28 protein-coding genes are annotated in these 26638 nt (G+C 64.8%); 19 read left to right on the top strand and 9 right to left on the bottom strand.

Features of this window, described 5'->3' with window-relative positions:
• The first annotated feature begins 4 nt into the window (after positions 1 to 4).
• From X265_RS32560 to X265_RS32530, 7 genes are all read left to right on the top strand, one after another.
• Positions 5 to 874 (top strand): metal ABC transporter permease, encoded by an 870-nt coding sequence (locus tag X265_RS32560; protein ID WP_128968539.1) that lies wholly within the window; start codon positions 5 to 7, stop codon positions 872 to 874.
• Between the two features lie 2 nt (positions 875 to 876).
• Positions 877 to 1740, top strand: coding sequence for a metal ABC transporter solute-binding protein, Zn/Mn family (locus X265_RS32555; RefSeq protein WP_128968538.1), 864 nt, complete (start codon positions 877 to 879; stop codon positions 1738 to 1740).
• Between the two features lie 66 nt (positions 1741 to 1806).
• Positions 1807 to 2859, top strand: a complete 1053-nt coding sequence (locus tag X265_RS32550) for a CobW family GTP-binding protein (protein ID WP_128968537.1) — start codon at positions 1807 to 1809, stop codon at positions 2857 to 2859.
• Positions 2859 to 3878 (top strand): WD40 repeat domain-containing protein, encoded by a 1020-nt coding sequence (locus tag X265_RS32545; protein ID WP_164938905.1) that lies wholly within the window; start codon positions 2859 to 2861, stop codon positions 3876 to 3878. The genes X265_RS32550 and X265_RS32545 overlap by 1 nt, the downstream gene beginning before the upstream one ends.
• A gap of 30 nt (positions 3879 to 3908) precedes the next feature.
• The gene (locus X265_RS32540; RefSeq protein WP_128968535.1) at positions 3909 to 4625 is read left to right on the top strand and encodes an MgtC/SapB family protein; all 717 of its coding nucleotides are present in this window, start codon (positions 3909 to 3911) and stop codon (positions 4623 to 4625) included.
• A gap of 101 nt (positions 4626 to 4726) precedes the next feature.
• Positions 4727 to 5065, top strand: a complete 339-nt coding sequence (locus X265_RS40870) for a hypothetical protein (RefSeq protein WP_164939070.1) — start codon at positions 4727 to 4729, stop codon at positions 5063 to 5065.
• A gap of 70 nt (positions 5066 to 5135) precedes the next feature.
• Positions 5136 to 6320 (top strand): cytochrome P450, encoded by a 1185-nt coding sequence (locus tag X265_RS32530; RefSeq protein ID WP_128968534.1) that lies wholly within the window; start codon positions 5136 to 5138, stop codon positions 6318 to 6320.
• Between the two features lie 248 nt (positions 6321 to 6568).
• Here the strand turns inward: X265_RS32530 and X265_RS32525 are convergent, their stop codons facing one another.
• The 4 genes from X265_RS32525 to X265_RS32510 form a co-directional block, all read right to left on the bottom strand.
• On the bottom strand, positions 6569 to 8011 hold the full coding sequence (locus X265_RS32525) for a homospermidine synthase (protein WP_128968533.1): 1443 nt from the start codon (positions 8009 to 8011) through the stop codon (positions 6569 to 6571).
• A 64-nt stretch (positions 8012 to 8075) separates the two neighbouring features.
• The gene (locus X265_RS32520) at positions 8076 to 8465 is read right to left on the bottom strand and encodes a RidA family protein (RefSeq protein WP_128968532.1); all 390 of its coding nucleotides are present in this window, start codon (positions 8463 to 8465) and stop codon (positions 8076 to 8078) included.
• A gap of 148 nt (positions 8466 to 8613) precedes the next feature.
• A complete protein-coding gene (locus X265_RS32515; RefSeq protein ID WP_128968531.1) occupies positions 8614 to 9201 on the bottom strand; it encodes a GNAT family N-acetyltransferase in 588 nt (195 codons plus the stop codon).
• A gap of 131 nt (positions 9202 to 9332) precedes the next feature.
• The gene (locus X265_RS32510) at positions 9333 to 10475 is read right to left on the bottom strand and encodes a type III PLP-dependent enzyme (protein WP_128968530.1); all 1143 of its coding nucleotides are present in this window, start codon (positions 10473 to 10475) and stop codon (positions 9333 to 9335) included.
• On the opposite strand from X265_RS32510, the gene X265_RS32505 reads away from it, so the two are divergent.
• Positions 10474 to 10662, top strand: a complete 189-nt coding sequence (locus tag X265_RS32505; RefSeq protein WP_164938904.1) for a hypothetical protein — start codon at positions 10474 to 10476, stop codon at positions 10660 to 10662. The two genes, X265_RS32510 and X265_RS32505, sit on opposite strands and share 2 nt — an antisense overlap.
• 499 nt (positions 10663 to 11161) lie before the next feature.
• On the opposite strand, the gene X265_RS32500 is transcribed toward X265_RS32505, so the two are convergent.
• Positions 11162 to 11416, bottom strand: coding sequence for a hypothetical protein (locus X265_RS32500; protein WP_128968529.1), 255 nt, complete (start codon positions 11414 to 11416; stop codon positions 11162 to 11164).
• A 135-nt stretch (positions 11417 to 11551) separates the two neighbouring features.
• Here X265_RS32500 and X265_RS32495 point away from each other — a divergent pair, with 135 nt between their 5' ends.
• The 3 genes from X265_RS32495 to X265_RS32485 are packed head-to-tail and all read left to right on the top strand — an operon-like array spanning position 11552 to position 15365.
• Entirely contained in the window at positions 11552 to 13633 is a 2082-nt protein-coding gene (locus tag X265_RS32495; RefSeq protein ID WP_128968528.1) for a M3 family metallopeptidase, read from the top strand.
• 5 nt (positions 13634 to 13638) lie between these two features.
• Positions 13639 to 14271: a DUF1007 family protein gene (locus tag X265_RS32490; protein ID WP_128968527.1), complete on the top strand. Its 633-nt coding sequence runs from the start codon at positions 13639 to 13641 to the stop codon at positions 14269 to 14271.
• On the top strand, positions 14268 to 15365 hold the full coding sequence (locus tag X265_RS32485) for a nickel/cobalt transporter (RefSeq protein WP_188637384.1): 1098 nt from the start codon (positions 14268 to 14270) through the stop codon (positions 15363 to 15365). Before X265_RS32490 ends, X265_RS32485 begins: the two co-directional genes overlap by 4 nt.
• Positions 15366 to 15388: 23 nt before the next feature.
• Here X265_RS32485 and X265_RS32480 read toward each other — a convergent pair whose 3' ends face one another.
• On the bottom strand, positions 15389 to 15787 hold the full coding sequence (locus X265_RS32480; RefSeq protein WP_128968525.1) for an MAPEG family protein: 399 nt from the start codon (positions 15785 to 15787) through the stop codon (positions 15389 to 15391).
• A gap of 80 nt (positions 15788 to 15867) precedes the next feature.
• Here X265_RS32480 and hemH point away from each other — a divergent pair, with 80 nt between their 5' ends.
• The 5 genes from hemH to X265_RS32455 all read left to right on the top strand — a co-directional run bounded on the left by hemH (position 15868) and on the right by X265_RS32455 (position 20259).
• A complete protein-coding gene (hemH, locus tag X265_RS32475; RefSeq protein WP_128968524.1) occupies positions 15868 to 16905 on the top strand; it encodes a ferrochelatase in 1038 nt (345 codons plus the stop codon).
• 10 nt (positions 16906 to 16915) lie between these two features.
• Positions 16916 to 17884, top strand: coding sequence for an ABC transporter substrate-binding protein (locus X265_RS32470; RefSeq protein ID WP_128968523.1), 969 nt, complete (start codon positions 16916 to 16918; stop codon positions 17882 to 17884).
• 52 nt (positions 17885 to 17936) lie between these two features.
• Complete coding sequence (locus tag X265_RS32465) at positions 17937 to 18560, top strand: 2-hydroxychromene-2-carboxylate isomerase (protein ID WP_128968522.1); 624 nt, start codon at positions 17937 to 17939, stop codon at positions 18558 to 18560.
• A gap of 226 nt (positions 18561 to 18786) precedes the next feature.
• The gene (locus X265_RS32460; RefSeq protein ID WP_128968521.1) at positions 18787 to 19791 is read left to right on the top strand and encodes an SPFH domain-containing protein; all 1005 of its coding nucleotides are present in this window, start codon (positions 18787 to 18789) and stop codon (positions 19789 to 19791) included.
• A gap of 24 nt (positions 19792 to 19815) precedes the next feature.
• On the top strand, positions 19816 to 20259 hold the full coding sequence (locus X265_RS32455) for an NfeD family protein (protein WP_128968520.1): 444 nt from the start codon (positions 19816 to 19818) through the stop codon (positions 20257 to 20259).
• Between the two features lie 90 nt (positions 20260 to 20349).
• Here the strand turns inward: X265_RS32455 and X265_RS32450 are convergent, their stop codons facing one another.
• Positions 20350 to 20736 carry a winged helix-turn-helix transcriptional regulator gene (locus tag X265_RS32450; RefSeq protein WP_128968519.1) on the bottom strand — a complete coding sequence of 129 codons (387 nt, stop codon included), beginning with the start codon at positions 20734 to 20736 and terminating at the stop codon, positions 20350 to 20352.
• Positions 20737 to 20807: 71 nt separating this feature from the next.
• On the opposite strand from X265_RS32450, the gene X265_RS32445 reads away from it, so the two are divergent.
• The gene (locus X265_RS32445; RefSeq protein ID WP_128968518.1) at positions 20808 to 21359 is read left to right on the top strand and encodes a carboxymuconolactone decarboxylase family protein; all 552 of its coding nucleotides are present in this window, start codon (positions 20808 to 20810) and stop codon (positions 21357 to 21359) included.
• Positions 21360 to 21408: 49 nt separating this feature from the next.
• On the opposite strand, the gene X265_RS32440 is transcribed toward X265_RS32445, so the two are convergent.
• The gene (locus X265_RS32440) at positions 21409 to 22416 is read right to left on the bottom strand and encodes a KpsF/GutQ family sugar-phosphate isomerase (RefSeq protein WP_164938903.1); all 1008 of its coding nucleotides are present in this window, start codon (positions 22414 to 22416) and stop codon (positions 21409 to 21411) included.
• 193 nt (positions 22417 to 22609) lie between these two features.
• Here X265_RS32440 and X265_RS32435 point away from each other — a divergent pair, with 193 nt between their 5' ends.
• Together X265_RS32435 and X265_RS32430 are read left to right on the top strand one after the other, a co-directional pair.
• Entirely contained in the window at positions 22610 to 24352 is a 1743-nt protein-coding gene (locus X265_RS32435; RefSeq protein ID WP_128968516.1) for an outer membrane beta-barrel protein, read from the top strand.
• A gap of 195 nt (positions 24353 to 24547) precedes the next feature.
• Positions 24548 to 25096 carry a hypothetical protein gene (locus X265_RS32430; RefSeq protein WP_128968515.1) on the top strand — a complete coding sequence of 183 codons (549 nt, stop codon included), beginning with the start codon at positions 24548 to 24550 and terminating at the stop codon, positions 25094 to 25096.
• Positions 25097 to 25156: 60 nt separating this feature from the next.
• Here X265_RS32430 and X265_RS32425 read toward each other — a convergent pair whose 3' ends face one another.
• Positions 25157 to 26608 (bottom strand): glutamate synthase subunit beta, encoded by a 1452-nt coding sequence (locus X265_RS32425; protein WP_128968514.1) that lies wholly within the window; start codon positions 26606 to 26608, stop codon positions 25157 to 25159.
• Positions 26609 to 26638 lie beyond the last annotated feature (30 nt).

The raw sequence follows: 26638 nt of genomic DNA, 5'->3' as shown, positions 1-26638 counted from the left end.
TCAGATGATCTATGACGCGCTGATCGGCCCGTTCACCGAATTCGAGTTCATGCGGCGGGCGCTTGCCGCCATCGTCGCGCTGTCGCTGGCGGGCGCACCGATCGGCGTGTTCCTGATGCTGCGGCGGATGAGCCTCGTCGGCGACGCCATGGCGCACGCGATCCTGCCTGGCGCGGCCGTCGGCTTCCTGCTCTCCGGGCTCAACCTGTTCGCGATGACCGCCGGCGGGTTGATCGCCGGCTTCGCGGTCGCGATCCTTGCCGGCGTGGTCGCCCGCTCGACCGGGCTGAAGGAGGACGCCTCGCTCGCGACCTTCTATCTGGCCTCGCTGGCGCTCGGCGTTAGCATCGTCTCGATCAAGGGCACCAACATCGACCTCTTGCACGTGCTGTTCGGCAACATCCTGGCGATGGACGACCAGACGTTGCTGGTGGTCGCCTTCAACGCGACGGTGACGCTGTTGGTGCTCGCGGTGATCTATCGTCCCCTGGTGATCGAGAGCGTCGATCCGTTGTTCTTGCGGACCGTCAGCCGCGCCGGCGGCCCCGCGCATCTCGCCTTCCTCGCGCTGGTGGTCGTCAACCTGGTCAACGGGTTTCAGGCGCTCGGCACGCTGCTGGCGGTGGGCTTGATGATCCTGCCGGCCGGCATCGCGCGGTTCTGGTCGCGCGACCTGACGATGATGATCTGCATCGCGGTCGTCGCTGCCGCCGTCTCGGGCTATGCCGGCCTCGTGCTGTCGTTCCAGACCCGCGTGCCCTCGGGCCCCGCCATCATCCTCGTGGCTGCCGCGCTCTATGTCGTTTCGGTCCTGTTCGGCAGCGTCGGCGGACTGGTTCGCCAGATGTTTCCCGGCCGGCACCTGGAAGCGTGACGATGCGCATCCTTCTGCTCCTTGCTTCGCTGCTGATCGCCTCGCCGCTGCACGCAGCCGAGCGGCTCGACGTCGTCGCGAGCTTCTCGATCCTCGGCGATTTCGTCCGCAATGTCGGTGGTGAGCGGGTCAGCGTAACGACGCTGGTCGGCGCCGACAGCGATGTCCATGTCTACACGCCGCCGCCAGGCGATGCGAAGCGTATCGCGGCGGCGAAGCTCGTCATCGTCAACGGACTCGGCCTCGAGGGCTGGCTGCCGCGTCTGGTGCAATCCTCCGGCAGCAAGGCGCAAGTGGTCACCGCCAGCGCCGGCATCACGCCGCTGCAGCTCGGCTCGGCGGCCGATCCGCATGCCTGGCAATCCGTGCCCAATGCCAAGGTCTACGTGACTGATATCGCCAACGCGCTCGCCGCTGCCGCCCCTGGAGATGGGGAATTCTTCCGTGCCCAGGCCAAGGCCTATCTGGAAAAGCTCGACACGCTCGACCGCGAGGTCCGCGAGGCCGTGGCCAGGATCCCGCCGGAGCGGCGCAAGGTGATCTCGACCCATGACGCCTTCGGCTATTTCGCCGCCGAATACGGCATCCAGTTCATCGCTCCCCTCGGGGTCTCCACGGAAACAGAGCCCAGCGCGCGGGACATCGCTGGTATCATCGGCCAGATCAGGGCCCAAAAAATCCCGGCCGTGTTCCTGGAAAATATCAGCGATGACCGCCTGATCCGGCGGATCGCGGCTGAGACCGGCGCCAAGGTCGGCGGGACCCTGATTTCGGACGGTTTGACCGGCGAAAAGGGGCCTGCACCCACTTACATTGATATGGTCAGGCACAATATAAAGGCCCTGACCAGCGCGCTTGACCATTAGGGCAGGGGCCACCCCATCGGGGCGACCCCGTCCGTGTCGCGCGACAGCCTTATGTCCGGAGTTGTTATGTCTGAAGCGACCGCCTCCAAAATTCCCGTGACCGTCCTGACCGGCTATCTCGGTGCCGGCAAGACCACGCTGCTCAACCGCATCCTGTCGGAAAATCACGGCAAGAAATACGCCGTCATCGTCAACGAATTCGGCGAGATCGGCATCGATAACGACCTCATCATCGGCGCCGATGAGGAAGTGTTCGAGATGAACAATGGCTGCATCTGCTGCACCGTGCGCGGCGACCTCGTTCGCATCATGGACGGGCTGATGAAGCGCAAGGGCAAGTTCGACGCCATCATCGTCGAGACCACCGGCCTTGCTGATCCGGCGCCGGTCGCCCAGACCTTCTTCGTCGACGAGGACGTGCAGAAGAACGCCCGGCTCGATGCGGTGGTCACGGTTGCCGACGCCAAATGGCTGTCGGACCGGCTCAAGGATGCGCCCGAGGCCAAGAACCAGATCGCCTTTGCCGACGTCATCGTTCTGAACAAGACGGATCTCGTCAACAAGGGCGAGCTTGCCGAGGTCGAGGCCCGCATCCGCGGCATCAATCCCTATGCCAAGCTGCATCGCACCGAGCGCTGCTCGGTGGCGCTGGCCGACGTGCTCGACCGCGGCGCGTTCGATCTCGATCGCATCCTCGATATCGAGCCTGATTTCCTCGAAGCCGACGATCACGACCACGACCATGATCATCACCACCATCATGGTCATGACCATCATCACGATCATGACCACGGCCACGGCCTGAAGCACTATCACGACGAGGACATGCAGTCGCTCTCGCTCAAGACCGACAAGCCGCTCGATCCCAACGTGTTCATGCCCTGGCTGCAGAACCTGGTGCAGGTCGAGGGCGGCAAGATCCTGCGCTCCAAGGGCATTCTCGCCTTCCACGACGACGACGACCGCTACGTCTTCCAGGGCGTCCACATGATGCTGGAGGGCAACCACCAGCGGAAGTGGAAAGAGGGCGAGAAGCGCGAGAGCCGCCTCGTCTTCATCGGCCGCGAACTGCCGGAAAAGGCCATTCGCGAGGGCTTCGAGAGCTGCATCGTCTCGTGATGAAAGAGTTCACGCCGCCCCCCGATTCCGCCTCGATCGTCTCCGTCACCGACCGCGTCAAGCCGGTTACGCTCGGCATGGCCGTGACCTCGGTGCATTTTCTCGGGCCTCGCGCCGCCTTCGTCGGCGGCGAGGAGAATGTCGCGCTCGTCGACATCGCCGGTGAGATCACCACGGTCGCCGTGCACAGTGGCGGCATTCTTTCGACCGCTTCTGACGGCAAGCGCATCATCATGGGCGGCGACAACGGCAAGGTCGTCGCGCTCGACGCCAAGGGCGAGGTGACGCTGCTCGCCACCGATCCCAAGCGGCGCTGGATCGATGCGGTGGCGCTGCACGCCGATGGCGCCTTCGCCTGGTCGGCCGGCAAGATCGCGACCGTCAAGAGCGGCAAGAACGAGGAGAAGTCGCTCGAGGTGCCCTCGACCGTCGGCGGGCTCGCGTTCGCGCCCAAGGGTCTGCGGCTCGCGATCGCGCATTACAACGGCGCCACGCTGTGGTTTCCGAACATGGAGGGATCGGCCGAGTTTCTGCCCTGGGCCGGCTCGCATCACGGCGTCACCTTCAGCCCGGACAACAAATTCCTGGTCACAGCGATGCACGAGCCGGCGCTGCATGGCTGGCGGCTCGCCGACAACAGGCACATGCGCATGACCGGCTATCCCGGCCGCGTCCGCTCGATGTCCTGGAGCGCTGGCGGCAAGGGGCTCGCGACCTCGGGCGCCGACACTGTCATCATCTGGCCGTTCGCCAGCAAGGACGGCCCGATGGGCAAGGAGCCCGCGATGCTCGCGCCGCTGCAGGCGCGCGTGTCGGTGGTCGCCTGCCATCCGAAGAACGACATCCTCGCCGCCGGCTACAGCGACGGCACGGTGCTGATGGTTCGGCTGGAGGACGGCGCCGAGATCCTGGTCCGCCGCAACGGCACCCCGCCGGTGGCCGCGATCGCCTGGAACGCCAAGGGCACACTGCTCGCATTCGCGGACGAAAATGGGGACGGCGGCCTCCTGGAGCTTTGATCTGTCATGGTTCCCGCCGTATAGGGGACCATGCGATTTCTCACCACCTTCCAGCTCGCGGATTTCGCCGACACGCTGGTCAGCCTGACCACGGCCTTTGTGCTGGGCACGCTGATCGGCGCCGAACGGCAATATCGCCAACGCACCGCAGGCCTGCGCACCAACGTGCTGGTCGCGGTCGGTGCGGCCGCCTTCGTCGATCTTGCGATGCATCTGGACGGAGCGGATGGTGCTGTCAGGGTGATCGCCTATGTTGTCTCCGGCATCGGCTTTCTCGGCGCCGGCGTCATCATGAAGCAGGGCATGGACGTGCGCGGCCTCAACACCGCGGCAACGCTATGGGCCTCGGCAGCCGTCGGCTCCTGCGCCGGGGCCGACATGGTCGCGCAGGCAGCTGCGCTCACCGTCTTCGTCATCGCCGGCAATACCCTGCTGCGCCCGCTCGTCAATGCCATCAACCGCATTCCGCTGGACGAGAAGGCGCTGGAGGCCACCTATTACTTCAAGCTCGCGGTCGCGACCGACGCGCTACCCGACATGCGCGACCGTCTCGTCGACAAGCTCGAAGCGGCGAAATATGCGGTTGCCGATATCGAGGTGGTCGAGATCGGCGACGACCTGCTGGAGATCGTCGCCAAGCTGGTGGCCAGCGCGGTCGACCCGAACGAGCTGAACGCCGTGGCGACCGATTTGCAGCACCTGCCGGGCGTGCGGCATGCCACATGGGAAGTCAGTACGACCGAGTGAACGCCGCCTTCTGGCGCCCAACTGAGGAGTTCCCGCTTCGGCGGGTTCGGAACCGCCGCCCGGGCAATTCGTTGATTCCCCTGATGAAGGCGGTGATCGACATGCCCGGCCAGAACAACAACCGAAACCTGAAGCTAGATCTCATGATCGCCTGTTCGCTGTTCGCAGCAGGCGTCGTGGTGTCGGTGATGTCACTTGCGCAAATCCGCGCCGAAAGCCGGATGGAGCTGGCACAGGCGACACAGCCGCTCCAGGGCACCCCGTCCAACGATCAGGACAAGACGCCCGCGGAGGCAAAGCCCGGCGGCGAGCGTCCAACCACGCCGGCTCCCGAGCCGGCGCGCCCCGATCCGCAAACGCAGGGTGCGGCCGGCGCGGCCAAGCCTGCCCTGCCGCCCGCCCCGGCCGAGAAGGTGGCGCCGCCGATCCAGCAGAAGTAGCAGGCATCACGCTGCGCCCCGGTGTATGATCCAACAATGGCAACCGTCCTGCAGCCCACAGGATCACCCCATGCCCACCGCGAGCCTGGCGCCCCTTGGCGAGACCATTTCGATCGCGGAGCTCACGCGCGATCCCTATCCGATCTACAGGCGGCTGAGGCGCGAAGCGCCCGTGCTCCGCGTCAAATCCGTCGGCCGCACCTTCCTCACCAAGGCTGCTGACACCAAGCTCGTCAAGGACAACGCCGCGCTGTTCAGCTCCGACGATCCGAACACGCCCATGAAGCGCGCCTTCCTGGCCCACACGCTGATGCGCAAGGACCATGCCGAGCACCGGAGCGAACGGATGGCGATGATGCCGGCTCTGATGCCGAAGACCATCGAGGCCGTCTGGGCGCCGCTCTATGCGAAACTGGCTGGCGAATATCTCGAACGGCTGCCCCGCGGCGAGGTGGTTGATCTGTTCCCCACGCTCGCGGGACCGCTCGCCGCGCGGATTCTGGCGCATGTCATGGGCGTTCCGGACGCAAGCGATCAGGATATGCAGCGATGGTCCCAGACCCTGATCGACGGCGCCGGCAATTTCGGCTGGACGCCGGGGCCCTTCGAAGCAACCGATCTCGCCAATGCGCAGATGGATGAATGTATCCGCGCCAATGTCGAACGCGTTCGCGCCGAGCCGGATTCCTCCGCGCTGTCCTTCATGGCGAATGCGACCAATCCGATTCCGGAAAGCCAGATGATCGCCAACGTCAAGATCGCGATCGGGGGCGGTATCAACGAGCCGCGTGACGCCCTGCTGACGATCCTCTACGGCTTGCTGACGAACCCGGACCAGCTCGAAGCCGTCCGGGAAGGCGATCAATGGCGATCCGCTTTCGAGGAAGGCGTCCGCTGGGTTGCGCCGATCCAGGCGAGCTCGCGGCTCGTCATGGAAGACACCGAGATCCGGGGCTGCTTCATTCCGAAGGGCGACACAGTGATGACGATACAGGCGTCCGCGAACCGGGACGAGGAGGTCTTCGAGGACGGCGAGCACTTCAACGCCTTGCGCGAGCCCAATCCTCATCAGGCCTTCGGCAACGGCCCGCATCACTGCGCGGGTGCGCATTTGTCGCGGCGGACGGTCGGCGCCATCCTTCTGCCCATGCTGTTCGAGCGCTTCCCCCGCATGACCTTGCCTGATCCCGCGAGCGTTCGCTGGCACGGGTTCGGCTTCCGCGGCCCGCTCAATCTGCCGGTCCTCCTGCAGTAGCGGCTGCCGGGACGAAGGCGTTCGGACTGGCGCCCACCGGCACCATCGGTGACGACGCCTCGGCGTGATGGAGCATGCCATCTTGCCGCTGTTTTGCCCGACGGGTCAAGCGAACTTTGGAAAAACAGAAATAGCCGGGCCACGGCTACTGTGCATGGGGTTGTTTTCGAGTTTTTGATGTCGAGGCTGCCTGTCATTCCGGTCCGCGCGAAGCGCGAACCCGGAATGACGGACGGAGAGGGCTCGCCCTACCGCACCAGAATGTTCCTGAACTGCCAGGGGTCGCTGGTGTCGATGTCCTCCGGGAACAGTCCCGGGCGATCCGTCAGCGGCGTCCAGTCGGTGTAGAAGCCCTTCACCGGTCCGAGATACGGCAACTGGATTTCCAAGAGACGATCGAAATCCATCTCGTCGGCTTCGACGATGCCTTCGTTCGGGTTTTCCAGCGCCCACACCATGCCGCCGAGCACGGCGGAGGTCACCTGCAGGCCGGTGGCGTTCTGATAGGGCGCGAGCTTGCGGGTCTCTTCGATGGAGAGCTGCGAGCCGTACCAATAGGCGTTCTTGTCATGGCCGAACAAGAGCACGCCGAGTTCGTCGATACCGTCGACGATCTCGTTCTCGTCGAGGATGTGGTGCTTCTCCTGCATCTTCGCGGCGCGGCCGAACATCTCGTGCAGCGACAGCACGGCATCGTCGGCCGGGTGATAGGCGTAGTGGCAGGTCGGCCGATAGACCGCCTTGCCCGATGCGTCGCGCACCGTGAAGTAATCGGCGATCGAGATCGACTCGTTGTGCGTGACGAGGAAGCCGTATTGCGCGCCGCGGGTCGGGCACCAGGTGCGCACGCGCGTGTTGGCGCCGGGCTGCATCAGATAGATCGCGGCGCCGCAGCCGGCTTCGTGGGTGTGCGCATTTTCCGGCATCCACTTCTCATGCGTGCCCCAGCCGAGCTCGGACGGCTGCACGCCTTCCGACAGGAAGCCTTCCACCGACCAGGTGTTGACGAAAACGTCGGGCTCCTTCGGCTTCTTCGAGCGCTGGGTGTCGCGTTCGGCGATGTGGATGCCCTTGATGCCGGCCTGCCGCATCAGATCCGCCCATTCGGCCTTGGTCTTCGGCCTGGGCGCATTGAGCTTCAGGTCGGCCGCGACGTTGAGCAGCGCCTGCTTGACGAAGAAGGAGACCATGCCGGGATTGGCGCCGCAGCAGGACACGGCGGTCGTCGAGCCCTTCGGCCGCGCCTTCTTGGCTGCCAGCGTCACTTCGCGAAGCGCATAGTTCGAGCGCGCTTCCGGGCCCTTGGATGCATCGAAATAGAAGCCGAGCCAGGGCTCGTTGACGGTGTCGATATAGAGCGCGCCGAGCTCGTTGCAGAGCTCCATGATGTCGGTCGAACCGGTGTCGACGGAGAGATTGACGCAAAAGCCCTGGCCGCCGCCTTCGGTAAGCAGCGGGGTCAGCACCTCGCGATAATTGTCCTTGGTCAGGCCCTTCTGGATGAAGCGGACATTGTGCTTCTCGCAAAGCGCCCTGCGGCCCTCGTCCTTGGGATCGAGCACGGTGATGCGCGACTTGTCGTAATCCAGATGCCGCTCGATCAGCGGCAGCGTGCCTTTGCCGATGGAGCCGAAGCCGACCATGACGATGGGACCGGTGATCTTGGCGTAGATCTGCGAGGGAAGGCTCATGGAATCGTTTCTCCGGAACGTGCTGTCGGACAAAATGAACGTGGATCAGGCGCTGCGGCGCTTGTTAGATGCTGCGGCGCTTGGCGGTGACTTCGATCTCGACCTTCATCTCGGGCTTGGCGAGGGCGCTGACGACCAGCAAGGTCGCAGCGGGCCTGATGTCACCCAGCACCTCGCCGCAGACGGCGAAATGGGCATCGATGTCACTGGCGTCGGTGACGTAGTAGGTCGCCCGGACGATATCGGCCATCTCGAAGCCGCCCTCCTTCAGGGCGGCTTCAATGGTCTTGAAGCAGTTGCGTGACTGGCTCGTGACATCTGATGGCATCGTCATCGTGGTGTAGTCATAACCGGTGGTTCCCGCCACGAAGGCGAACTCGCCGTCGATCACGGCGCGGCTGTAGCCGACGGTCTTCTCGAGCGGGGAGCCGGTGGAAATTAGGCGACGGGACATGGCTTTCGGCCTCGACTGAAAAGGGGAATTTCGTGGGGTTAAACGGCGTTTCCGGGGCTCACGCAACCCCAAAGGAACAGGCTTATCGTAGGCGCGGCCCGGCGTTGCCGCGCGCCGCGGCCTTGGTCGTCGCCATCACGGCAATCCCTTAGGCCGCGTGCGCCTGGAGGGCGCGAACCGACCTCCGTTTGGCGAGGGCCGCGCCGGTCGGGACGATCATCCCTTCCGCTCCATCCAGCACACCCGCCTGGAATTCGATCGCCAGCAAGCGGTCGCGCTCGAACGGGCCGGGGAGCACCAGCGCGCCGGTCTTCTCGGCGGAGAAGCCGAAGCGCGCGTAATAGGGCGCATCGCCGAGCAGGATGACGGCTTCGTGCCCGCGCGCCCGGGCGGCGGCCAGCGCTTGATGCATCAGCGCGGCGCCGATCCCGAGCTCGCGGCAGGCAGGGTCCACCGCCAGTGGTCCGAGGACCAGGGCGGGCCTGCCTCCGGCGCTGACGTGCCACAGCCGCACGGTTCCCACGAGCTTGCCCTCGCGCACGGCCGACAGGGCAAGGCCTGCGGCAGGTGCACGTCCGTCGCGCAGGCGCTGGCAGGTGCGGCCGTGGCGGTTCTCGCCAAAGCAGGCATCGAGCAGCGTTTCACGCATCGCGACGTCGGCAGCGCGTTCGCTGCGAATTGCGAACGGAGCGGCTTTCGAGGTGAGGGCGAACTTTGGCTTCCGAAAAGCGGTCATGGCGCGTCAGTCCCCGCTTGGACCGGCGTGCGCGCAGCACGCCACTCCAAGACGTCGTCGGAAATCAGAGATGTCAGGGAGGAGCCGGCAAGCCGGCTCCCGGGTTCGTCAAGCCCCGAAAGAGAGGCGGATCAGATGTGATACGTCTTCAGCGGCGGAATGCCGTTGAACGCCACCGACGAATAGGTCGACGTATAGGCCCCGGTGCCTTCGATCAGCACCTTGTCGCCGATCTCGAGCGTCACGGGGAGCGGATACGGGTTCTTCTCGTACAGCACGTCGGCGCTGTCGCAGGTCGGACCTGCCAGCACGCATGGCGTCATGTCCGCGCCGTCGTGACGGGTGCGGATGGCGTAACGGATCGACTCGTCCATCGTCTCGGCGAGGCCGCCGAACTTGCCGATGTCCAGGTAAACCCAGCGCACCTCGTCCTCGTCGCTCTTCTTCGAGATGAGCACGACCTCGGATTCGATGATGCCGGCGTTGCCCACCATGCCGCGGCCCGGCTCGATGATCGTCTCCGGAATCTGGTTGCCGAAGTGCTTGCGCAGCGCGCGGAAGATCGAGCGGCCGTAGGTCACGACCGGCGGCACGTCCTTCAGGTACTTGGTCGGGAAGCCGCCGCCCATGTTGACCATGGACAGGTTGATGCCGCGCTCGGCGCAGTCGCGGAACACCTGCGAGGCCATCGCCAGCGCACGGTCCCACGCCTTCACCTTGCGCTGCTGCGAGCCGACATGGAAGGAAATGCCGCACGGCTCGAGGCGAAGACGCTTGGCGGCGTCGAGCACCTCGACGGCCATTTCCGGGTCGCAGCCGAACTTGCGAGACAGCGGCCATTCGGCGCCGGCGCAGTCATAGAGGATGCGGCAGAACACCTTCGCGCCGGGAGCGGCGCGGGCGATCTTCTCGACCTCGGCGACGCAGTCGACCGCGAACAGGCGGATGCCGAGCGCGAACGCGCGCGCGATGTCGCGCTCCTTCTTGATCGTGTTGCCGAAGGAGATGCGTTCGGGCGTCGCGCCGGCGGCCAGCGCCATCTCGATCTCGGCGACCGTCGCGGTGTCGAAGCAGGAGCCCATGGAGGCCAGCAGCGCCAGCACCTCAGGCGCCGGGTTCGCCTTGACGGCGTAGAACACGCGGCTGTCGGGCAGCGCCTTGGCGAAGGTATGGTAATTGTCGCGCACGACCTCGAGGTCGACGACGAGGCACGGCTCTGTGTCGAGGCCATCCTTGCGGCGGTTGCGCAGGAATTCCTGGATACGTTCGGTCATGGCACTCTCCAACGGTCCCAGCGACGGGATCCGCATCAACGTGACGTCGGATAAGAGCGCTTCGGCCACATCGCGCGATGGAGGCGCGCTGAGGCCAAAAAACTCAAACCAGACTGTGCTGCCGTGGATTGGTTGGGAGAGTTTCCCGCCCGCTCACCTGGCAATGAAGGACAAGCCTTTTCAGTAGCCCGCGCCGGCGGTGGAATGCCGGTAGAGACCAAAAAAGCCCGATCCGTCGTTGCTTTAAGTCGCGTCCCCCGTTGAGAGCGGGGTGCGCCGGTTCGCCTCCGGCTGCCAGTCACGGTTGCAAAGAGCGAAGTCACCTTCGACAAGGCATCTCTTTGAGAGAGATGCTGGGCGCTCCGGGTTTGCTTCGTCTTCGGACCTCTGGGTCTGGCGACCTTCGGCCTTTGACTTCCGCACTTCCGAAGAGCCCCTCGGCTTCTTCACCCCTTGGCGGCTGTCCGGCCTCTTGTCCGGATACCTACCGACTGACACACGACCACAGGCACGTGCGAAATTGGGCAAGAGCGCACATAAGCGTTTTGACTCTGCTTCGCAAGAATTTTTTTAGGCTGCGAACAGAATTGCCTAACATCTGCTTGCGCAGTGTTGCGCGAGCGACGCGGAAGATGAACGGGCGTTAAGTTTTGAGCCTCGCGCGCGCTGCTTGTGCGCAAGATGCGTCAGCGGCGCTTGAAGAAAGGCTCGACGCGTTGAGCTCCGCGGATGAAGGCCGTCATCACCAGCACGCCAAGTGCGAACAGCACGGCCTGCAGGATGTGCGCGGCCTGGTCGCCGAGCCCGAGCAGAATCGCGAGCGCCCAGCCGCCGGCAAACGCTGCGCCGAACACCTCGGCGCCGATCAGGATGGCGGCGCTGACGACGGTGATGACGGTCGGCCAGACGATCTGACGGGAGGACGAGGAGGGCGCGTTCATGGGCGTTGGGGTCCGGTGTTTCGAGGGACGCAATCTCCCCGAAAAGGCGGGCGGGAGCAAGGCCAAATGGCCCAAAAAAGCCCGATGGCGTGCTATAGCTGGCCCAACAAATTGCCTCGAAAATCGGGACTTGTGATGTCAGACCCAAGCCAAACTACGGACGCCGAGACCAATCCGCTGCTCAAGGCCTGGGTGACGCCGTTCGCGACCCCGCCGTTCAACGAGATCAAGCCGGAGCACTTCCTGCCCGCCTTCGAACAGGCCTTTGCCGACCATTCCGCCGAGATTGCGGCGATCACCAATGATCCGGCTGCCCCCGACTTCGCCAACACCATCACAGCGCTGGAGCGCTCCGGCAAGCTGCTCAACAAGGTCGCGGCGGTGTTCTACGATCTGGTCTCGGCACATTCCAATCCGGCCATCCTGGAGATCGACAAGGAAGTTTCCTTGCGGATGGCGCGGCACTGGAATCCGATCATGATGAACGCCGTGCTGTTTGGCCGCATCGCGCAGCTGCACGAGAACCGCGCCAATCTGGGTCTCAACCCGGAGCAGCTCCGCCTGCTGGAGCGCACCTATACCCGCTTTCATCGCGCCGGCGCCGGGCTCTCCGACGAGGCCAAGACGCGGATGGCCGAGATCAACGAGAAGCTGGCGCAGCTCGCGACCGGCTTTAGTCATCATCTGCTCGGCGACGAACAGGACTGGTTCCTGGAGCTTGGGGAGGCGGACCGTCAGGGCCTGCCGGATAGCTTCATCGCCGCCGCCAAGGCTGCGGCAGAAGATCGCAACATGGCAGGCAAGGCCATCGTGACGCTGTCACGCTCCTCGGCCGAGCCGTTCCTGAAGAGCTCGGCAAGGCGGGACCTGCGCGAGAAGGTCTACAAGGCCTTCACGGCGCGTGGCGACAACGGCAATGCCAACGACAACAACACGGCGATCGGCGAGATCCTGAAGCTGCGCGAGGAGAGCGCCAAGCTCCTGGGCTACCCGACCTTTGCCGCCTACCGTCTCGAAGACTCCATGGCCAAGACGCCGGACGCGGTGCGGGACCTGCTGGAGCGGGTCTGGAAGCCGGCCCGGGCGCGGGCGCTCGCCGATCGCGACGAGATGCAGGCGCTGATCACGGAGGAGGGCGGCAACTTCAAGCTCGCCCCCTGGGATTGGCGCTACTACGCCGAAAAGCTCCGCCTTCAGCGCGCCAATTTCGACGATGCTGCGATCAAGCCGTATCTGACGCTCGACCACATGATCGCGGCTGCCTTCGACTGTGCCACCCGCCTGTTCGGCATCAGCTTCGAGGAGCGCAAGGACGTCCCGGTCTGGCACCCCGACGTTCGGGTCTGGGAGGTGAGGGGCCCCGACGGCAAGCACAAGGCGCTGTTCTACGGCGACTACTACGCCCGGCCGTCAAAACGCTCCGGCGCCTGGATGACCTCGCTGCGGGACCAGCAGAAGCTCGACGGCGACATCGCGCCGCTCATCCTCAACGTCTGCAACTTTGCCAAGGGCACCGGCAGCGAACCCTCGCTGCTCTCGCCCGACGATGCCCGCACCCTGTTCCACGAATTCGGCCACGGCCTGCACGGCATGCTGTCCAACGTGACCTATCCCTCGCTGTCGGGTACCTCCGTGTTCACCGACTTTGTCGAGCTGCCCTCCCAGCTCTACGAACACTGGCAGGAGCGGCCCGAGGTGCTGCAGCAATTCGCCCGCCATTACCAGACCGGCGAGCCGCTGCCGGATGACCTGCTCAACCGCTTCCTGGCCGCGCGAAAGTTCAATCAGGGCTTTGCCACCGTCGAGTTCGTGTCCTCGGCGCTGCTCGACCTCGAGTTCCACTCCCAGCCGGCGGCAAACGCTCAGGACGTCCGCGCCTTCGAGAGACGCGAGCTCGAGAAGATCGGCATGCCCGAGGAAATCTCGATGCGGCATCGGCCGACCCAGTTCGGCCACATCTTCTCCGGCGACCACTATGCGGCCGGCTATTACAGCTACATGTGGTCGGAGGTGATGGATGCCGACGCTTTCGGCGCGTTTGAGGAAGCCGGCGACATCTTCGATCCCGCCGTGGCAAAGCGTCTGCACGACGACATCTATTCGAGCGGCGGATCGGTCGATCCGGAAGCGGCCTACGAGGCCTTCCGCGGCCGTCCGCCCGAGCCCGACGCGCTGCTGCGCCGCCGCGGCCTGCTCGACGACGCCAAGGCGGCCTGACGGGCATGCGCGCCCTGCTGGGACTCCTGCTCGTCGCCGCCATGATGCTCGCGTCAGGCGTGGCGCGCGCGCATCCGCATGTCTGGATCACGGCGACCAGCGAACTGCTCTACGCCGAGGACGGCTCGATCACCGGCGTGCGCCATGCCTGGACCTTTGACGACATGTTCTCGGCCTATGCGGTGCAGGGGCTCGAGAACAAGACCAAGGGCGCTTACACCCGCGAGGAACTCGTGCCGCTGGCGCAGACCAACGTCGAGTCCCTGAAGGAATATGCCTACTTCACCTTCGCGAAGGCCGACGGCAAGAAAGAGCGCTTCCAGGAGCCGGTCGATTATTTCCTCGACTACAAGGACTCCGTGCTGACGCTGCATTTCACCCTGCCGCTGAAGAACCCGGTCAAGCCCAAGCAGCTGGTGCTCGAAGTGTTCGACCGCTCCTTCTTCATCGATTTCCAGATGGCCAAGGACAATCCGGTCAAGCTGGTCGGCGCGCCCTCGGCCTGCCAGATGAAGCTCGATCGCCCGAGCGACGGCACCGCGACCGCGCAAAAGCTCAACGAGCAGACCTTCACGGACGGCCCGAACGCCAATTTCGGCATGATGTTCGCCAACAAGATCACGGTGGATTGCCCTTGAAGCCGCATCTGTCGCCCCTCGTGCGCGGGTTGATTGCTTGCACAGCCGTGCTCCTGGTCGTGAGCTCAGCCGATGCCGTGCTTCACGAGGTCTTCGCGCAAAACCCGTTCGGCGCGCCGAAGCCGGCGCAGGCCGCCGAGCCCGAGGCCAGCGGTATCATCGGCTGGCTGCTGGCAAAGCAGTCCGAGTTCTATCGCCAGATGTCGTCTACCATCCGCGCCGCGAAATCCGACGGCTCGGCGGTGTGGACGCTGCTCTTCATCTCGTTTGCCTACGGCATCTTCCATGCGGCCGGGCCCGGGCATGGCAAGGCGGTGATCGCCTCTTATCTGGTCGCCAACCGCGAGACGGCCCGGCGCGGCATCGTGCTGTCGTTCGCCTCGGCGCTCATGCAGTCGCTGGTGGCGATCTTGATCGTCGGCATCTCGGCCTGGATCTTGAACGCCACCGCCAGAACCATGTGCAAGGCGGAGGGCGCGATCGAGATCGCGAGCTATGCTCTGATCGCGCTGTTCGGCCTGCGCCTGGTCTGGATCAAGGGCCGAACCTTCATCCGCGCGCTTCAGGCGACGCAGCCGGTGCCGGCGATCGCGGGCGTGCCGCATGACCTCCATGATCACAGCCATCATCATGATGCGCACGATCATCATCATCACGACCACGCGCACGCCCGTCACAACCACGGGCATGATCACGTCCACGACGAGCATTGCGGCCATTCCCATGGACCAATCCCAAGCGAACTCGCCGGCCCCGGCGGCTGGCGCCGCGGCTTTGCCGCGATCCTGACCGTCGGCATCCGCCCCTGCTCGGGGGCGATCCTGGTGCTGGTGTTCGCGCTGGCTCAGGGCCTGTTCTGGGCCGGCATCGCCGCGACCTTCCTGATGGGGCTGGGCACTGCGATCACGGTTGCCGCCATCGCGGTCGTCGCCGTTTCCGCCAAGGACATCGCCGCCCGCCTGAGTGGGGCCAGCGATGGCGGCGGCGCGCTGTTCATGCGCGGCCTCGAACTCGGCGCCGCCGCCCTCGTGCTGCTGTTCGGAGCGGGCCTGTTGTTCGGCTATATCGCGGCCGAGCGGACGACGTGTTTTTAGGCGCCACCTACAATTTTATCAGCTCACGCCGGCAGCAGCCGCTTCAACATCGGCATGAAGAAAATCACCAGATTGATCGCAAAGCCGATGCTCCAGAGGATGGAGCGCAGCGTCGGGCGGTCGCCAAGATAGGTCAGCACATAGGCGATCCGCACGATCAGGAACAGCACCGCGAGCTCGTCGATCAGGCGCTGCGGGGAGTCGCGGAATTCGGCGAGCAGGACGGCGAAAGCGAAGAACGGAAAGGTCTCGATCCCGTTCTGGTGGGCGCCGAGCGCGCGATGCGCGATGGCGTCCTGATAGAAGGCGGGATCGCGCGGTCGGGAATTGTCGAAGCCGCGAAACCTGATCCATTTGATCGAGGCGATCGTTACGAGATAGAGCAGTAACGCTCCGAGCACGCACCATTCCGCGAGCGTCATCGTTCCTCCCCCGCTGGGGGGACCCTAGCGAAACCGGGCTCATCTTGACAAGTTCGGAGCAACGCGCGACGCAACTGGTTATGACGACCCTAGCCCCCCTCAAGACCGCGAAGCAGGCAACGCCCCCGGCCCAGCCGCGCGTTGGCGTGCTGCTGGTCAATCTCGGCACGCCCGACACCGCCGATGCCGCAGGCGTGCGGGTCTATCTCAAGGAATTCCTGTCGGACGCCCGTGTCATCGAGGACCAGGGACTGATCTGGCAATTGGTGCTGAACGGCATCATCCTGCGCAGCCGCCCGCGCACCAAGGCGCTCGACTACCAGAAGATATGGAACAACGAGAAAAACGAATCGCCGCTGAAGACCATCACGCGCTCGCAAGCCGACAAGCTCGCCGTCGCGCTGTCTGATAGTCCCCATGTCGTGGTGGATTGGGCAATGCGCTACGGCAATCCTTCGATCAAGGCGGGCATGGATGCGCTGATCGCGAAAGGGTGCGAGCGCATCCTGGCGGTTCCGCTCTATCCGCAATATTCCGCCTCGACCTCGGCGACCGTCTGCGACGAGGTGTTCCGTGTGCTCGCCCGCCTGCGGAACCAGCCGACGCTCCGGGTGACGCCGCCTTATTATCAGGACGAGGCCTACATTGAGGCGCTGGCTGTCTCGATCGAGACGCATCTGGCGACACTGCCGTTCCAGCCCGAACTGATCGTCGCTTCCTTCCACGGCATGCCGAAATCCTATGTCGAGAAGGGCGATCCCTATCAGAGCCACTGCATCGCCACGACAGAGGCGCTGCGCCGTCGGCTCGGCATGGATGAAACAAAGCTGCTGCTGACTTTCCAGTCGCGCTTCGGCAATGACGAGTGGCTGCAGCCCTATACCGACAAGACCATGGAGCGGTTGGCAAAGGAAGGCGTGCGCCGCATCGCGGTGGTGACGCCGGGCTTTTCCGCCGACTGCCTCGAGACGTTGGAGGAGATCGCGCAGGAGAATGCCGAGATCTTCAAGCACAATGGCGGCGAGCAATTTTCCGCGATCCCCTGTCTCAACGACAGCGATCCAGGCATGGACGTGATCCGTACGCTGGTGCTGCGCGAGCTTCAGGGCTGGATCTGAGGAGCGCTCCATGAACCGCCGCGACTGTCTGGCGCTTCTTGGGATACTCGCGGTATGGCCGCCCTCCGTGCTGGCGCAGCAGCCGACGGCGCCGCGCCGGCTCGGCGTGCTCTCTGTCACATCAGCCGATGACGTGATCGGCCGGACGGCCCTTGCCGAGGCGCTGGCCGCTCATGGCTGGAAGGATCAAGACAATCTCGAAATCGACTGGCGCAGCGGCGCGGGCGATCGCGCGCGCGTCGCGCAGCTTGCCGATGATTTGATCGCGCGCAAGCCCGATATCCTGCTCGCGCTCGGCACGCCTTCGGTGGAGGAGCTGCGCCGGCGCACCACGACGATCCCGATCGTATTTGCCGTGGTCACCGATCCCGTCAGCCAGGGCTTCGTCCAGAACCTGGCCCATCCCGGCAGCAACATCACAGGCTTCACAGATTACGACGGCCCGCTCGCCGGCAAATGGCTGGAGATGCTGACGCAGGTCACGCCAAAGGTGTCCCGCGTCTTCGTCGTCTACAACCCCGCCACCGCGCCGTTCGCGGCGCTGATGCTGCATACGGTGGAGGAGGCCGCGCGGACGCTGCATGTGACGGTCGAGCCGGCGCCCGTGCATGATGTCGCTTCGATCGCCGCGCTGGCCTCGCGCAAGGATGGCGGCTTCCTGGTGCTGCCGGACTTCTTCGCCATCGCGAACCGCGCGCCGCTGCTGGCGGCGATCGAGCAGGCGCATTTGCCGGCCGTGTTCTGCATCCGCGCCTTTGTCGATGAAGGCGGGTTGATGTCCTACAGCACTGATAGCGCCGAGCAGCTCCGCCGTGCCGCCGGCTATATCGATCGTATCCTCAAGGGAGCGCGGGCGGCGGACCTGCCGGTCCAGAACCCCACCAAGTTCGAGCTGGCCATCAATCTAAAGACAGCCAAGGCGCTAGGTGTCACGCTTTCCCCAAACCTGCTCGCAATCGCGAACGAGGTCATCGAGTAGGATGGCGCATTCTGGAGTTGCAACGACGCTGTGATCTCAGAGATCATGAGCCATGACAGCAAGAATCGACACCTATTACGACTTCAGGTCACCGTACGCTTATTTCGCTGACTACAGGGTCCGCCATACCGATCTCGGCTTGGCGACCAAGGTGGAATGGATCGGCCGCCCGATTTTCATCGACGTGATCCTCAACCTGCAATCCGGCAGAGAGCCATGGGCGCCCTATATCGATACGCTCATCCCGCCGAAGCGGGCTTATCTGATGGCGGACATCCGCCGCATGGCCGCGTTCTATGGCGCACCTTTCAAGCCATCCTGGAAGTGGCCCAACCGGCCAAATCAGATTCCCGCATTGTGCGTTGCATCGCTGCTTTCGGGCCGGGTCGAGGAGGTTTTCCGGAGCGCTGTGTTCGACGGTTTGTGGCATGAGCAGCGCGACATTTCCGACCCGGCGGTGTTGAGAGAAGCCGTCGTCCGGGCGGGTGGTGATCCCGCAATCGTCGCGCAGGCAGATGATCCCAACGTTCGCGACGCCTTAACGAGCCGGACCGTGGAGGCTTATGGGAGCGGCGTGTTCGGGACGCCCACTTTCGTCTGGGATGGCGAAATCTTTTTTGGGGCAGATCGGCTCGATGTCCTGGCCTGGAAAGTGAATCGCGCGGCGGGCGGCTGAGAGCTCAGCTTTCGACAGGAGCATGACCCTTAGTCTTTGCCGCTAGGTCTGCGCCTTCACGCTTTCAAGAGCCGTTCGCAAATACATAATCGAGACCATTTCCCCTCCTCGCGTCTTGTGCAGAATGGCGCCGATACCGACGTGAAAAGCGGCTGCTGAACCGCTAGGGTCTTGATCCCGACCAATGGCAGCGCGGGAAAGAGACTTTTCCCGCCTTGGAGGAAAGATGAGCGGTTTCGATATTTTCGCGATTGTTCTGGTATTGCTCGTCATCGTCACGCTGATCGCCGGCGTGAAGACGGTGCCGCAGGGCTATGACTGGACCATCGAGCGGTTCGGCAAATACACGCAGACGCTGAGCCCCGGGCTGAACCTGATCGTGCCCTATTTCGATCGGGTCGGGCGCAAGATCAACATGATGGAGCAGGTGATCGACATCCCCGAGCAGGAGGTCATCACCAAGGACAACGCCACCGTGACGGTTGATGGCGTCGCCTTCTACCAGGTGTTCGACGCCGCGAAGGCGAGCTACGAGGTCGCGAACCTCAACCAAGCGATCACGGTCCTGACCATGACCAACATCCGCTCGGTGATGGGATCGATGGATCTCGACCAAGTGCTATCGCATCGCGACGAGATCAACGAACGCCTCTTGCGTGTCGTCGACGCGGCCGTCTCGCCCTGGGGCGTCAAGGTCAACCGCATCGAGATCAAGGACATCGTGCCGCCGGCCGACCTCGTCGAGGCCATGGGCCGGCAGATGAAGGCCGAGCGCGTCAAGCGCGCCGACATTCTCGCCGCAGAGGGCCAGCGCCAGTCGGAAATCCTGCGGGCCGAGGGTGCCAAGCAGGGCCAGATCCTCCAGGCAGAAGGCCGTCGCGAGGCCGCCTTTCGCGACGCCGAGGCGCGCGAGCGTCTCGCTGAAGCCGAGGCCAAGGCGACCCAGGCGGTGTCGGAAGCCATTGCCAAGGGCGATGTCGCCGCGCTGAACTACTTCATTGCGGACAAATACATCAAGGCGTTTGGCCAGTTCGCGGATGCGCCGAACCAGAAGATCATCATGCTGCCGATGGAAGCGACCAGCATGCTCGGATCGCTCGCCGGCATCGGCGAAATCGCGAAGGCGACGTTCGGCGAAAGTGCTGCCTCTGCGACCGCCGCCGCGCGCCGCACCGGTTCGGTGCCCCCGACCGGCTCGCCGCCGCCGGCGGTCCCGCCGCGGCAGGGGTAGGGAATAGCGCATGGAGGTCGTGTCATGACGGACATGTTCGTATCGCTCGGCAACTGGAACTGGCTGATCTTCGGCTTCATCTTGATGGCGCTAGAGGTGGTCGCGCCGGGCGTGTTCCTGTTCTGGCTCGGGCTTGCCGCGCTTCTGGTCGGCCTGATCTCGTTCACCGCGGTCATTTCGTGGCAGATCCAGCTGGTGATGTTCGCGGTGTTCGCCGCCGCAGCCGCCCCTGTTTGGCGCCGGCTTGGCCGGCCGAAGCCCGACGCCGGCGCCAGCCCCTTCCTCAACAAGCGTACCGAGGCGCTCCTCGGCCGCGAGTTCACGCTGGAGAAGCCGATCATCGACGGCAACGGCACCGTTCGCATCGGCGATACGGTCTGGCGCGTGGCGGGTCCGGATACGCCCGCAGGGACACGGGTGAAGGTGGTGCATGTGGATGGGGCAAATTTGACGGTCGCGGCGGCTTGACTTCTTCGCCTCTCCCCGCGTGCGGGGAGAGGCCGATAGTCAAGCGCAGCTTGATTATCGGGCGAGGGGGAGTCTCCGCGAGTCCAACTGTCACCGTCTTCGCGGAGACTCCCCCTCACCCCGACCCTCTCCCCGCAAGCGGGGCGAGGGAGAAGACCTCCACCTCTCCGCAAACCGGTGCAGCGGCATGAACGTCTCGCACAACTCCCGCCCGAGCGCGGTCAACCCGTAACCGCCGCCGTCGCCGAGCTCCACGAAGCCCGCCTCGCGCAGCTCCGTCAGCCGGGCCTGCAGCACTGTCGGCGAGGCCTCGTCGCAGGCCGTGCGCAGCGCGCGCGAGGTGAGGGGCAATTCGCGCAGCTCCCATAAAATTCGCAGGCTCCAGCGTCGGCCGAGCAGCTCGAGCAGCGCCATGATCGGCCGCCCGGTGCGCGAGCCGCGCACGCGGGGATCCCCAGACCCTGCCTGTTTCGCCATCGCGATCCTCTTGCGTCTTGCTACAGAAAATGTAGCGTGCTGCTACGAGAATTGTAGCAAGGAGGACGCTCATGTCATCCCCGACGCCGCGCATCGCCCCGCTCGATCAGCCTTATCCCCCGGAGATCCAGGCGCAGTTCGACCGCATCATGCGCGGTGCCCCGCCGCTGGTGCTGTTCCGGGTCATGGCCGCCCACACGCGCGCGTGGGAGAAGTTTCGCGCCGCCGGGCTTCTCGATCCGGGCCCGCTCTCACTGCGCCAGCGCGAGATCGTCATCGATCGCACCTGTGCTCTGAACCAATGCGAGTACGAATGGGGTGTCCATGTCGCGGTCTTCGCCGGTCCGGCAAAACTCACGAAGGACGAGGTCCGCGCGACGGTCGCGGGCGATGCGACCTCGCCCTGCTGGTCGCCGGCGGAGGAGGCCCTGATCGCGGCGGTGGACGCGCTCCATCACCGCGCGACCCTCACCGACGCCGAGTTCGCCGCTCTGTCGGCGCATTACGACGAGGCGCAAATCCTGGAGATCATGCTGCTGTGCGGCTTTTATCGCACGGTGTCGTATCTGGCGAACGGGCTGCGCCTGCCGCTGGAGGAGAAGGCGGCGCGGTTTCCCCAATAGTCATTCCGGGCTCGCGCCAAGTGGCGCGCCCGGAATGACGAGCGATGCCTTACGCCACGCCCGCCCGCAAGAGATCGTGCAGGTGCACGATGCCGACCACCTTGTTCGCCTCGGTTACCACCAGCGTCGTGATCTTGCGCGTGTTCAGCACCTCGATCATCTCGGTCGCGAGCATCGAGGGCGGCACGGTCTTCGGCTTCCTGGTCATGATCTCGTCAACCAGCGCCGTCAGCAGATCGGGGCGCATGTGGCGGCGAAGATCGCCGTCGGTGATGATGCCGACGGCCTCGTTCGCAGCATTGACGATGCAGACGCAGCCGAGACCCTTGGCCGACATCTCGACCACCGCATCCGACATCTTCGTGCCGAGCGGCTTCACCGGAATCTCGGCGCCGGTGCGCATGTAGTCGCGGACGAATTTCAGCATCGCGCCCAGCTTGCCGCCCGGATGGAAATGGGCGAATTCCAGAGCAGTGAAGCCGCGGCTTTCGAGCAGCGCGATGGCGATGGCATCGCCGATCGCGACCTGCATCATGGTCGAGGTGGTCGGTGCCAGATTGTGCGGGCAGGCTTCGCGCGCCTTCGGCAGCTCGATGACGATGTCGGCGGCCTGGCCCAGCGAAGACGCCGCGTTCGACGTCACCGCGATCATCGGGATCGCAAAGCGCGCGGAGTAGTTCACGAGTGTCTTCATTTCCGGCTGCTCGCCGGACCAGGACAGCGCCATGATGACGTCGTCCGTGGTGATCATGCCGAGATCGCCATGGCCAGCTTCGGCGGTGTGAACGAAGAATGCCGGCGTGCCCGTCGAGGCGAGGGTTGCCGCGATCTTGCGCGCCATATGGCCGGACTTGCCGAGGCCGGTGACGATGACGCGGCCCTTGGCATTGCGGATCAGGTCGACCGCCCTGGCGAACGCCTGGCACAGCGGGCCGCGCAGGGCGGCCGCGAGCGCGTTGAGGCCGCCGCTCTCGGCTTCCAACGTGCGGAGCGCGGATTCGACGCTGGCAGGGGCGGGGCCGGATGATTGGGTCATCAGCGGTTTCGAACTCGGCATGTTCACGTCCAGGGGAGGAGGGGCGTCAGCCCGTTGCCGGCCTGCTTAGCACGCTCCGGCCTGCGAGGCGACGCGGGCGCCAACACCCTCAACGGGTCATTAACCATAATTGTTTTAACTCCATTAACGATGGTTCCCGCCAGTCGGCGAGAGCGATCGTGGAAGTATCTGATTTCGTTGGAGTTAATCCATCGTGGGGTCGCCTCCAGGCAGGGGCCGGAGCAGCTGCGCGTTAGCTTTCCGCGCCGCTTTGCCATGCCTGCTGCTGACGGTGCTGGAAAGCGCGCCCGCGGCCGCCCAGAGCCTCACGCCCGACCTGTTCAATCCCAGCCGCGGCGGCTTCGTCGCGCCCGATGCGCTACCGATGCGCCGTACGGCCGGCGTGCCGCAGGCGCCATCGGACGCAGTGCCGCAGCCGCCGGACCCCAACGACGATCCGCGCAAGAAAAGCGATGCGCCCGCGGCGACGCGCGTCGGCCAGGTGCCGACCTATGGGCTGTCTCCCGCCAATGGGGCCAGCAGCTCCGGTTACGATTCGCTCAATCGCAAGCGCCAGCAGCCAAAGCTCTATCCGGGCCAGCCGAAGCCCAGGAAGCCCGCGGGTCCCGGCTCGCCGGTGCCGCTGGCGACGCCGGACACGAGTCTCGGCCCTCCGCGCATCGCACCGCCGCCATCGGAGACCGCGCACAAGACGCCGGTGCCGCCGGCAATGGCGGGCACCGTGCCCGGCCAGCCCTTGCGCCGCCGCCTCAAGGCCGATGACGATGCCTTCGGCGCGGTCGGCGATTACGCCGGCAGCTTTCTGATCAAGGGCGGGCTCGAGCTCTCGGCCGGCTACGACAGCAATCCTGCACGCCTGCAAAAGCCGGTCGGCTCCCCGGTCTATGTCGTCGCGCCTGACCTGCTCGTGATCTCGGACTGGGAGCGCCACGCGCTGGTCGCCGATCTGCGCGGCTCGTTCTCGGGCTACACCAACAACATGCCTGAAACCATCGACGGCCTTGCCTCGCCGTCGCCGGTCGAGATCAACCGCCCCGACTTCACCGGCCATATCGACGGTCGTATCGACGTCGATCGCGACCTCAAGCTGACCTCGCAGCTGCGCCTGCGGCTCGCCACCGACAATCCGGGCAGCCCGAACGTACAGGCCGGCCTGCAGAAATATCCAGTCTATGCCAGCTACGGCACCACCGTCGGCTTCGACCAGACCTTCAATCGCTTCGAGGTCGCCGCCGGCGCCACGGTGGACCGCACCGCCTATACCGATTCAAAACTCACCGACGGCTCGGTCTTCAGCAACAACGATCGCGACTTCAACCAGTATGGCGGCGTCGGCCGCTTCTCCTACGACCTCAAGCCCGGCTTGAAGCCGTTCGTCGAGATCGAGGGCGACAACCGCGTCCACGACCAGGCCGCCGACCGCAACGGCTACTTGCGCGATTCATCCGGCGGCTACGCCAAGATCGGTTCGTCCTTTGAATTCTCGCGCATTCTCACCGGCGAGATCTCGGTCGGCTATTCCGCGCGCACCTATGTCGATCCCCGCCTGAGCCAGCTCTCGGGCTTCCTGACCTCGGGCTCGCTGATCTGGAACGCCAGCGGGCTGACCACGGTCAAGTTCAACACCGACACGCAGATCGCGGAAACCACGATCCCCGGCTCCTCCGGCGTGCTGGTGCACACCTATGCCGCCGAAGTCGACCACGACTTCCGCCGCTGGCTCACCGCGATCGGCAAGTTTACCTACGGCACCTACGACTACCAGAACCAGGGCCGCAACGACAAAACCTACTCGCTCGAAGGCAACCTGATCTACAAGCTCAACCGCAATGTCTGGATCAAGGGCACGCTGCGCCACGACATCCTGGACTCGAACCAGCCGGGCTCGAGCTCGCAAGGCACGGTGGTGATGCTGGGTGTGAGGCTGCAGAACTAGGGCGATGAGCTTGCGAGTGCGAGCAGCACTTGCCGCGTCGAATCCTCAACTCGACCGCGATGCCTTAACGGGCTCGCCAGCTCGCGCCGCCAGCGCGTGATTCCGCGTGACGTGGTCCGCGGAAGCTCTTAGGCTGCCTCCATTCCGACGACCGCTTTTTTCCACCATTTCTCGTGCTTTTTGTTGGAGGAGTTCATGACGACCTATTTTGCCGCTGTCGCCGCTGCGGCCTGTGTGCTTTGCGCCTCCTCGCCGTCCGAAGCTGGCGGCACCGGGCGCTTCCTCGGAAGCCTGCTTGCGAGGGGAGCCGTCAGGGCTGCGGTGGCTGCGGGGACATCGTCCTCATCGTCAGCGAAGACCTATTCGGCCGACGTCCTGACCGTGTCGCAACTGGCCCAATGCATCAAGCGCGCGTCCAAGCTCGACGAGGATAGTGCGCGGCTGGAGACGAGCCGAACCGCCTTGCAAGCGTCGCTCGACGAATACGACCAGTCGAAGGCGACCGTCGAGGCGCAGCGCGCGAGCCTGAACCGAAGCAGCTCCAGGGCGGTGAACTCATTCAACGCGCTGGTTGACCGGCACAATGCGATGCTGACTGACGTAAAGGCCAAGCAGTCCGCGTTCAACGCGGACATCGACGCCCACAATGTCGAGGTGAATGCCTACAACGGCGATTGCGCGAAGCAGTATTACGCCGATGACCTGGTCGAGGCGAAGAAGCAGGCCGGTGTCACCGGCGGGTAGCGATCGGGGCCACGCACGATAGAGCGAGGAGTGCTCTATCGTGAGGTCCCATCATGTCGCTCAGCGCGGCAGATCCGTCTTCCCCATCAGGAACGTGTCGATCGAGCGGGCACACAGCCGGCCCTCGCGGATGGCCCAGACCACCAGCGACTGGCCGCGGCGCATGTCGCCGGCGGAGAACACGTTCGGGCGCGAGGTCTGGTAGTCCAGCGTGTTGGCCTTGACGTTGCCGCGCGGGTCGAGCTCGACCGCGAGCTGCTTCAAGAGGCCCTCGTGCACGGGATGCACAAAACCCATCGCGAGCAGGACGAGCTCGGCCTCCAGCTCGAACTCGGTGCCGGCGATCGGCTTGAACTTGTCGTCGACGTGCACGCAGTGCAGCTTCCTGACCTTGCCGTTCTCGCCGGAAAACTTCTGCGTCAGCACGGCGTATTCGCGGATCGCGCCTTCGGCCTGGCTGGAGGAGGTGCGCATCTTCAGCGGCCAGTTCGGCCAGGTCAGGCCCTTGTTCTCGCGCTCGGGCGGGGCGGGCATGATCTCAAGCTGGGTCACGGAGAGCGCGCCCTGGCGCAGCGAGGTGCCGATGCAGTCCGATCCGGTGTCGCCGCCGCCGATGACGACGACATGCTTGCCGCCGGCCAGGATATCCTTGACGCCGTTCAGCGCTTCACTGGAGACGCGGCGGTTCTGCTGCGGCAGGAAGTCCATCGCGTAGTGGATGCCCTCGAGCTCGCGGCCGGGGATCGGCAGGTCGCGCGGCGCTTCGGCGCCGCCCGTCAGCGCGATCGCGTCGTACTGGTTGAGCATCTCGCGCGGATCGATATTGCCGCTGGCGCCGACATGGCTGTTGTAATGGAAGGTGACGCCTTCGCCTTCCATCTGCTTGACGCGGCGGTCGATGACGCCCTTCTCCATCTTGAAGTCGGGGATGCCGTAACGCAGCAGGCCGCCGGCCTTGGCGTACTTCTCGTAGACATGCACGTCGTGGCCGGCGCGCGCGAGCTGCTGCGCGCAGGCCATGCCGGCCGGACCGGAGCCGATCACGGCGACCTTCTTGCCGGTCTTGTGGGCGGCGACCTCGGGCTTCAGCCAGCCATTGTCCCAGGCGCGGTCGACGATCGCGCATTCGATCGTCTTGATGGTGACCGGGTTGTCGTCGATGTTGAGCGTGCAGGACGCTTCGCACGGCGCCGGGCAGATGCGGCCGGTGAACTCCGGGAAGTTGTTGGTCGAGTGCAGGTTACGCGAGGCTTCTTCCCAATTGCCCTGATAGACCAGGTCGTTCCAATCGGGGATCTGGTTGTTGACCGGGCAGCCGGGCGTGCCGGGCGCAACCGAGCCGGTGCCGTGGCAATAGGGGATGCCGCAATTCATGCAGCGCGCAGCCTGGTCCCGTACTTCCTTCTCGGAGAGCGGAATGACGAACTCGTTGTAATGCTTCACGCGCTCGGCGACCGGGGTGTACTTGCGGTCGTGCCGTTCGATTTCGAGAAAACCCGTGATCTTGCCCATTAAACCCGAAGTCCCTGCCGCTTAGTCGTT

It is taken from the genome of Bradyrhizobium guangdongense, assembly GCF_004114975.1.
Classification (GTDB): domain Bacteria; phylum Pseudomonadota; class Alphaproteobacteria; order Rhizobiales; family Xanthobacteraceae; genus Bradyrhizobium; species Bradyrhizobium guangdongense.
Note: the sequence above shows the minus strand (reverse complement) of the source record. Positions and strands in the feature narration are given on the sequence as shown.

What these genes read in the sequence shown, in the direction of transcription:
- X265_RS32550 (WP_128968537.1), top strand. Translation starts at nt 1,807, where the DNA reads ATGTCTGAAGCGACCGCCTCCAAAATTCCCGTGACCGTCCTGACCGGC.
- X265_RS32440 (WP_164938903.1), bottom strand. Translation starts at nt 22,416, where the DNA reads ATGCCGAGTTCGAAACCGCTGATGACCCAATCATCCGGCCCCGCCCCT.
- hemH (WP_128968524.1), top strand. Translation starts at nt 15,868, where the DNA reads ATGACGACCCTAGCCCCCCTCAAGACCGCGAAGCAGGCAACGCCCCCG.
- X265_RS32425 (WP_128968514.1), bottom strand. Translation starts at nt 26,608, where the DNA reads ATGGGCAAGATCACGGGTTTTCTCGAAATCGAACGGCACGACCGCAAG.
- X265_RS32460 (WP_128968521.1), top strand. Translation starts at nt 18,787, where the DNA reads ATGAGCGGTTTCGATATTTTCGCGATTGTTCTGGTATTGCTCGTCATC.
- X265_RS32500 (WP_128968529.1), bottom strand. Translation starts at nt 11,416, where the DNA reads ATGAACGCGCCCTCCTCGTCCTCCCGTCAGATCGTCTGGCCGACCGTC.
- X265_RS32540 (WP_128968535.1), top strand. Translation starts at nt 3,909, where the DNA reads ATGCGATTTCTCACCACCTTCCAGCTCGCGGATTTCGCCGACACGCTG.
- X265_RS32560 (WP_128968539.1), top strand. Translation starts at nt 5, where the DNA reads ATGATCTATGACGCGCTGATCGGCCCGTTCACCGAATTCGAGTTCATG.
- X265_RS32480 (WP_128968525.1), bottom strand. Translation starts at nt 15,787, where the DNA reads ATGACGCTCGCGGAATGGTGCGTGCTCGGAGCGTTACTGCTCTATCTC.
- X265_RS32555 (WP_128968538.1), top strand. Translation starts at nt 877, where the DNA reads ATGCGCATCCTTCTGCTCCTTGCTTCGCTGCTGATCGCCTCGCCGCTG.
- X265_RS32545 (WP_164938905.1), top strand. Translation starts at nt 2,859, where the DNA reads ATGAAAGAGTTCACGCCGCCCCCCGATTCCGCCTCGATCGTCTCCGTC.
- X265_RS32465 (WP_128968522.1), top strand. Translation starts at nt 17,937, where the DNA reads ATGACAGCAAGAATCGACACCTATTACGACTTCAGGTCACCGTACGCT.
- X265_RS32520 (WP_128968532.1), bottom strand. Translation starts at nt 8,465, where the DNA reads ATGTCCCGTCGCCTAATTTCCACCGGCTCCCCGCTCGAGAAGACCGTC.
- X265_RS32510 (WP_128968530.1), bottom strand. Translation starts at nt 10,475, where the DNA reads ATGACCGAACGTATCCAGGAATTCCTGCGCAACCGCCGCAAGGATGGC.
- X265_RS32530 (WP_128968534.1), top strand. Translation starts at nt 5,136, where the DNA reads ATGCCCACCGCGAGCCTGGCGCCCCTTGGCGAGACCATTTCGATCGCG.
- X265_RS32470 (WP_128968523.1), top strand. Translation starts at nt 16,916, where the DNA reads ATGAACCGCCGCGACTGTCTGGCGCTTCTTGGGATACTCGCGGTATGG.
- X265_RS32430 (WP_128968515.1), top strand. Translation starts at nt 24,548, where the DNA reads ATGACGACCTATTTTGCCGCTGTCGCCGCTGCGGCCTGTGTGCTTTGC.
- X265_RS32495 (WP_128968528.1), top strand. Translation starts at nt 11,552, where the DNA reads ATGTCAGACCCAAGCCAAACTACGGACGCCGAGACCAATCCGCTGCTC.
- X265_RS40870 (WP_164939070.1), top strand. Translation starts at nt 4,727, where the DNA reads ATGCCCGGCCAGAACAACAACCGAAACCTGAAGCTAGATCTCATGATC.
- X265_RS32525 (WP_128968533.1), bottom strand. Translation starts at nt 8,011, where the DNA reads ATGAGCCTTCCCTCGCAGATCTACGCCAAGATCACCGGTCCCATCGTC.
- X265_RS32455 (WP_128968520.1), top strand. Translation starts at nt 19,816, where the DNA reads ATGACGGACATGTTCGTATCGCTCGGCAACTGGAACTGGCTGATCTTC.
- X265_RS32505 (WP_164938904.1), top strand. Translation starts at nt 10,474, where the DNA reads ATGGCACTCTCCAACGGTCCCAGCGACGGGATCCGCATCAACGTGACG.
- X265_RS32450 (WP_128968519.1), bottom strand. Translation starts at nt 20,736, where the DNA reads ATGGCGAAACAGGCAGGGTCTGGGGATCCCCGCGTGCGCGGCTCGCGC.
- X265_RS32445 (WP_128968518.1), top strand. Translation starts at nt 20,808, where the DNA reads ATGTCATCCCCGACGCCGCGCATCGCCCCGCTCGATCAGCCTTATCCC.
- X265_RS32490 (WP_128968527.1), top strand. Translation starts at nt 13,639, where the DNA reads ATGCGCGCCCTGCTGGGACTCCTGCTCGTCGCCGCCATGATGCTCGCG.
- X265_RS32515 (WP_128968531.1), bottom strand. Translation starts at nt 9,201, where the DNA reads ATGACCGCTTTTCGGAAGCCAAAGTTCGCCCTCACCTCGAAAGCCGCT.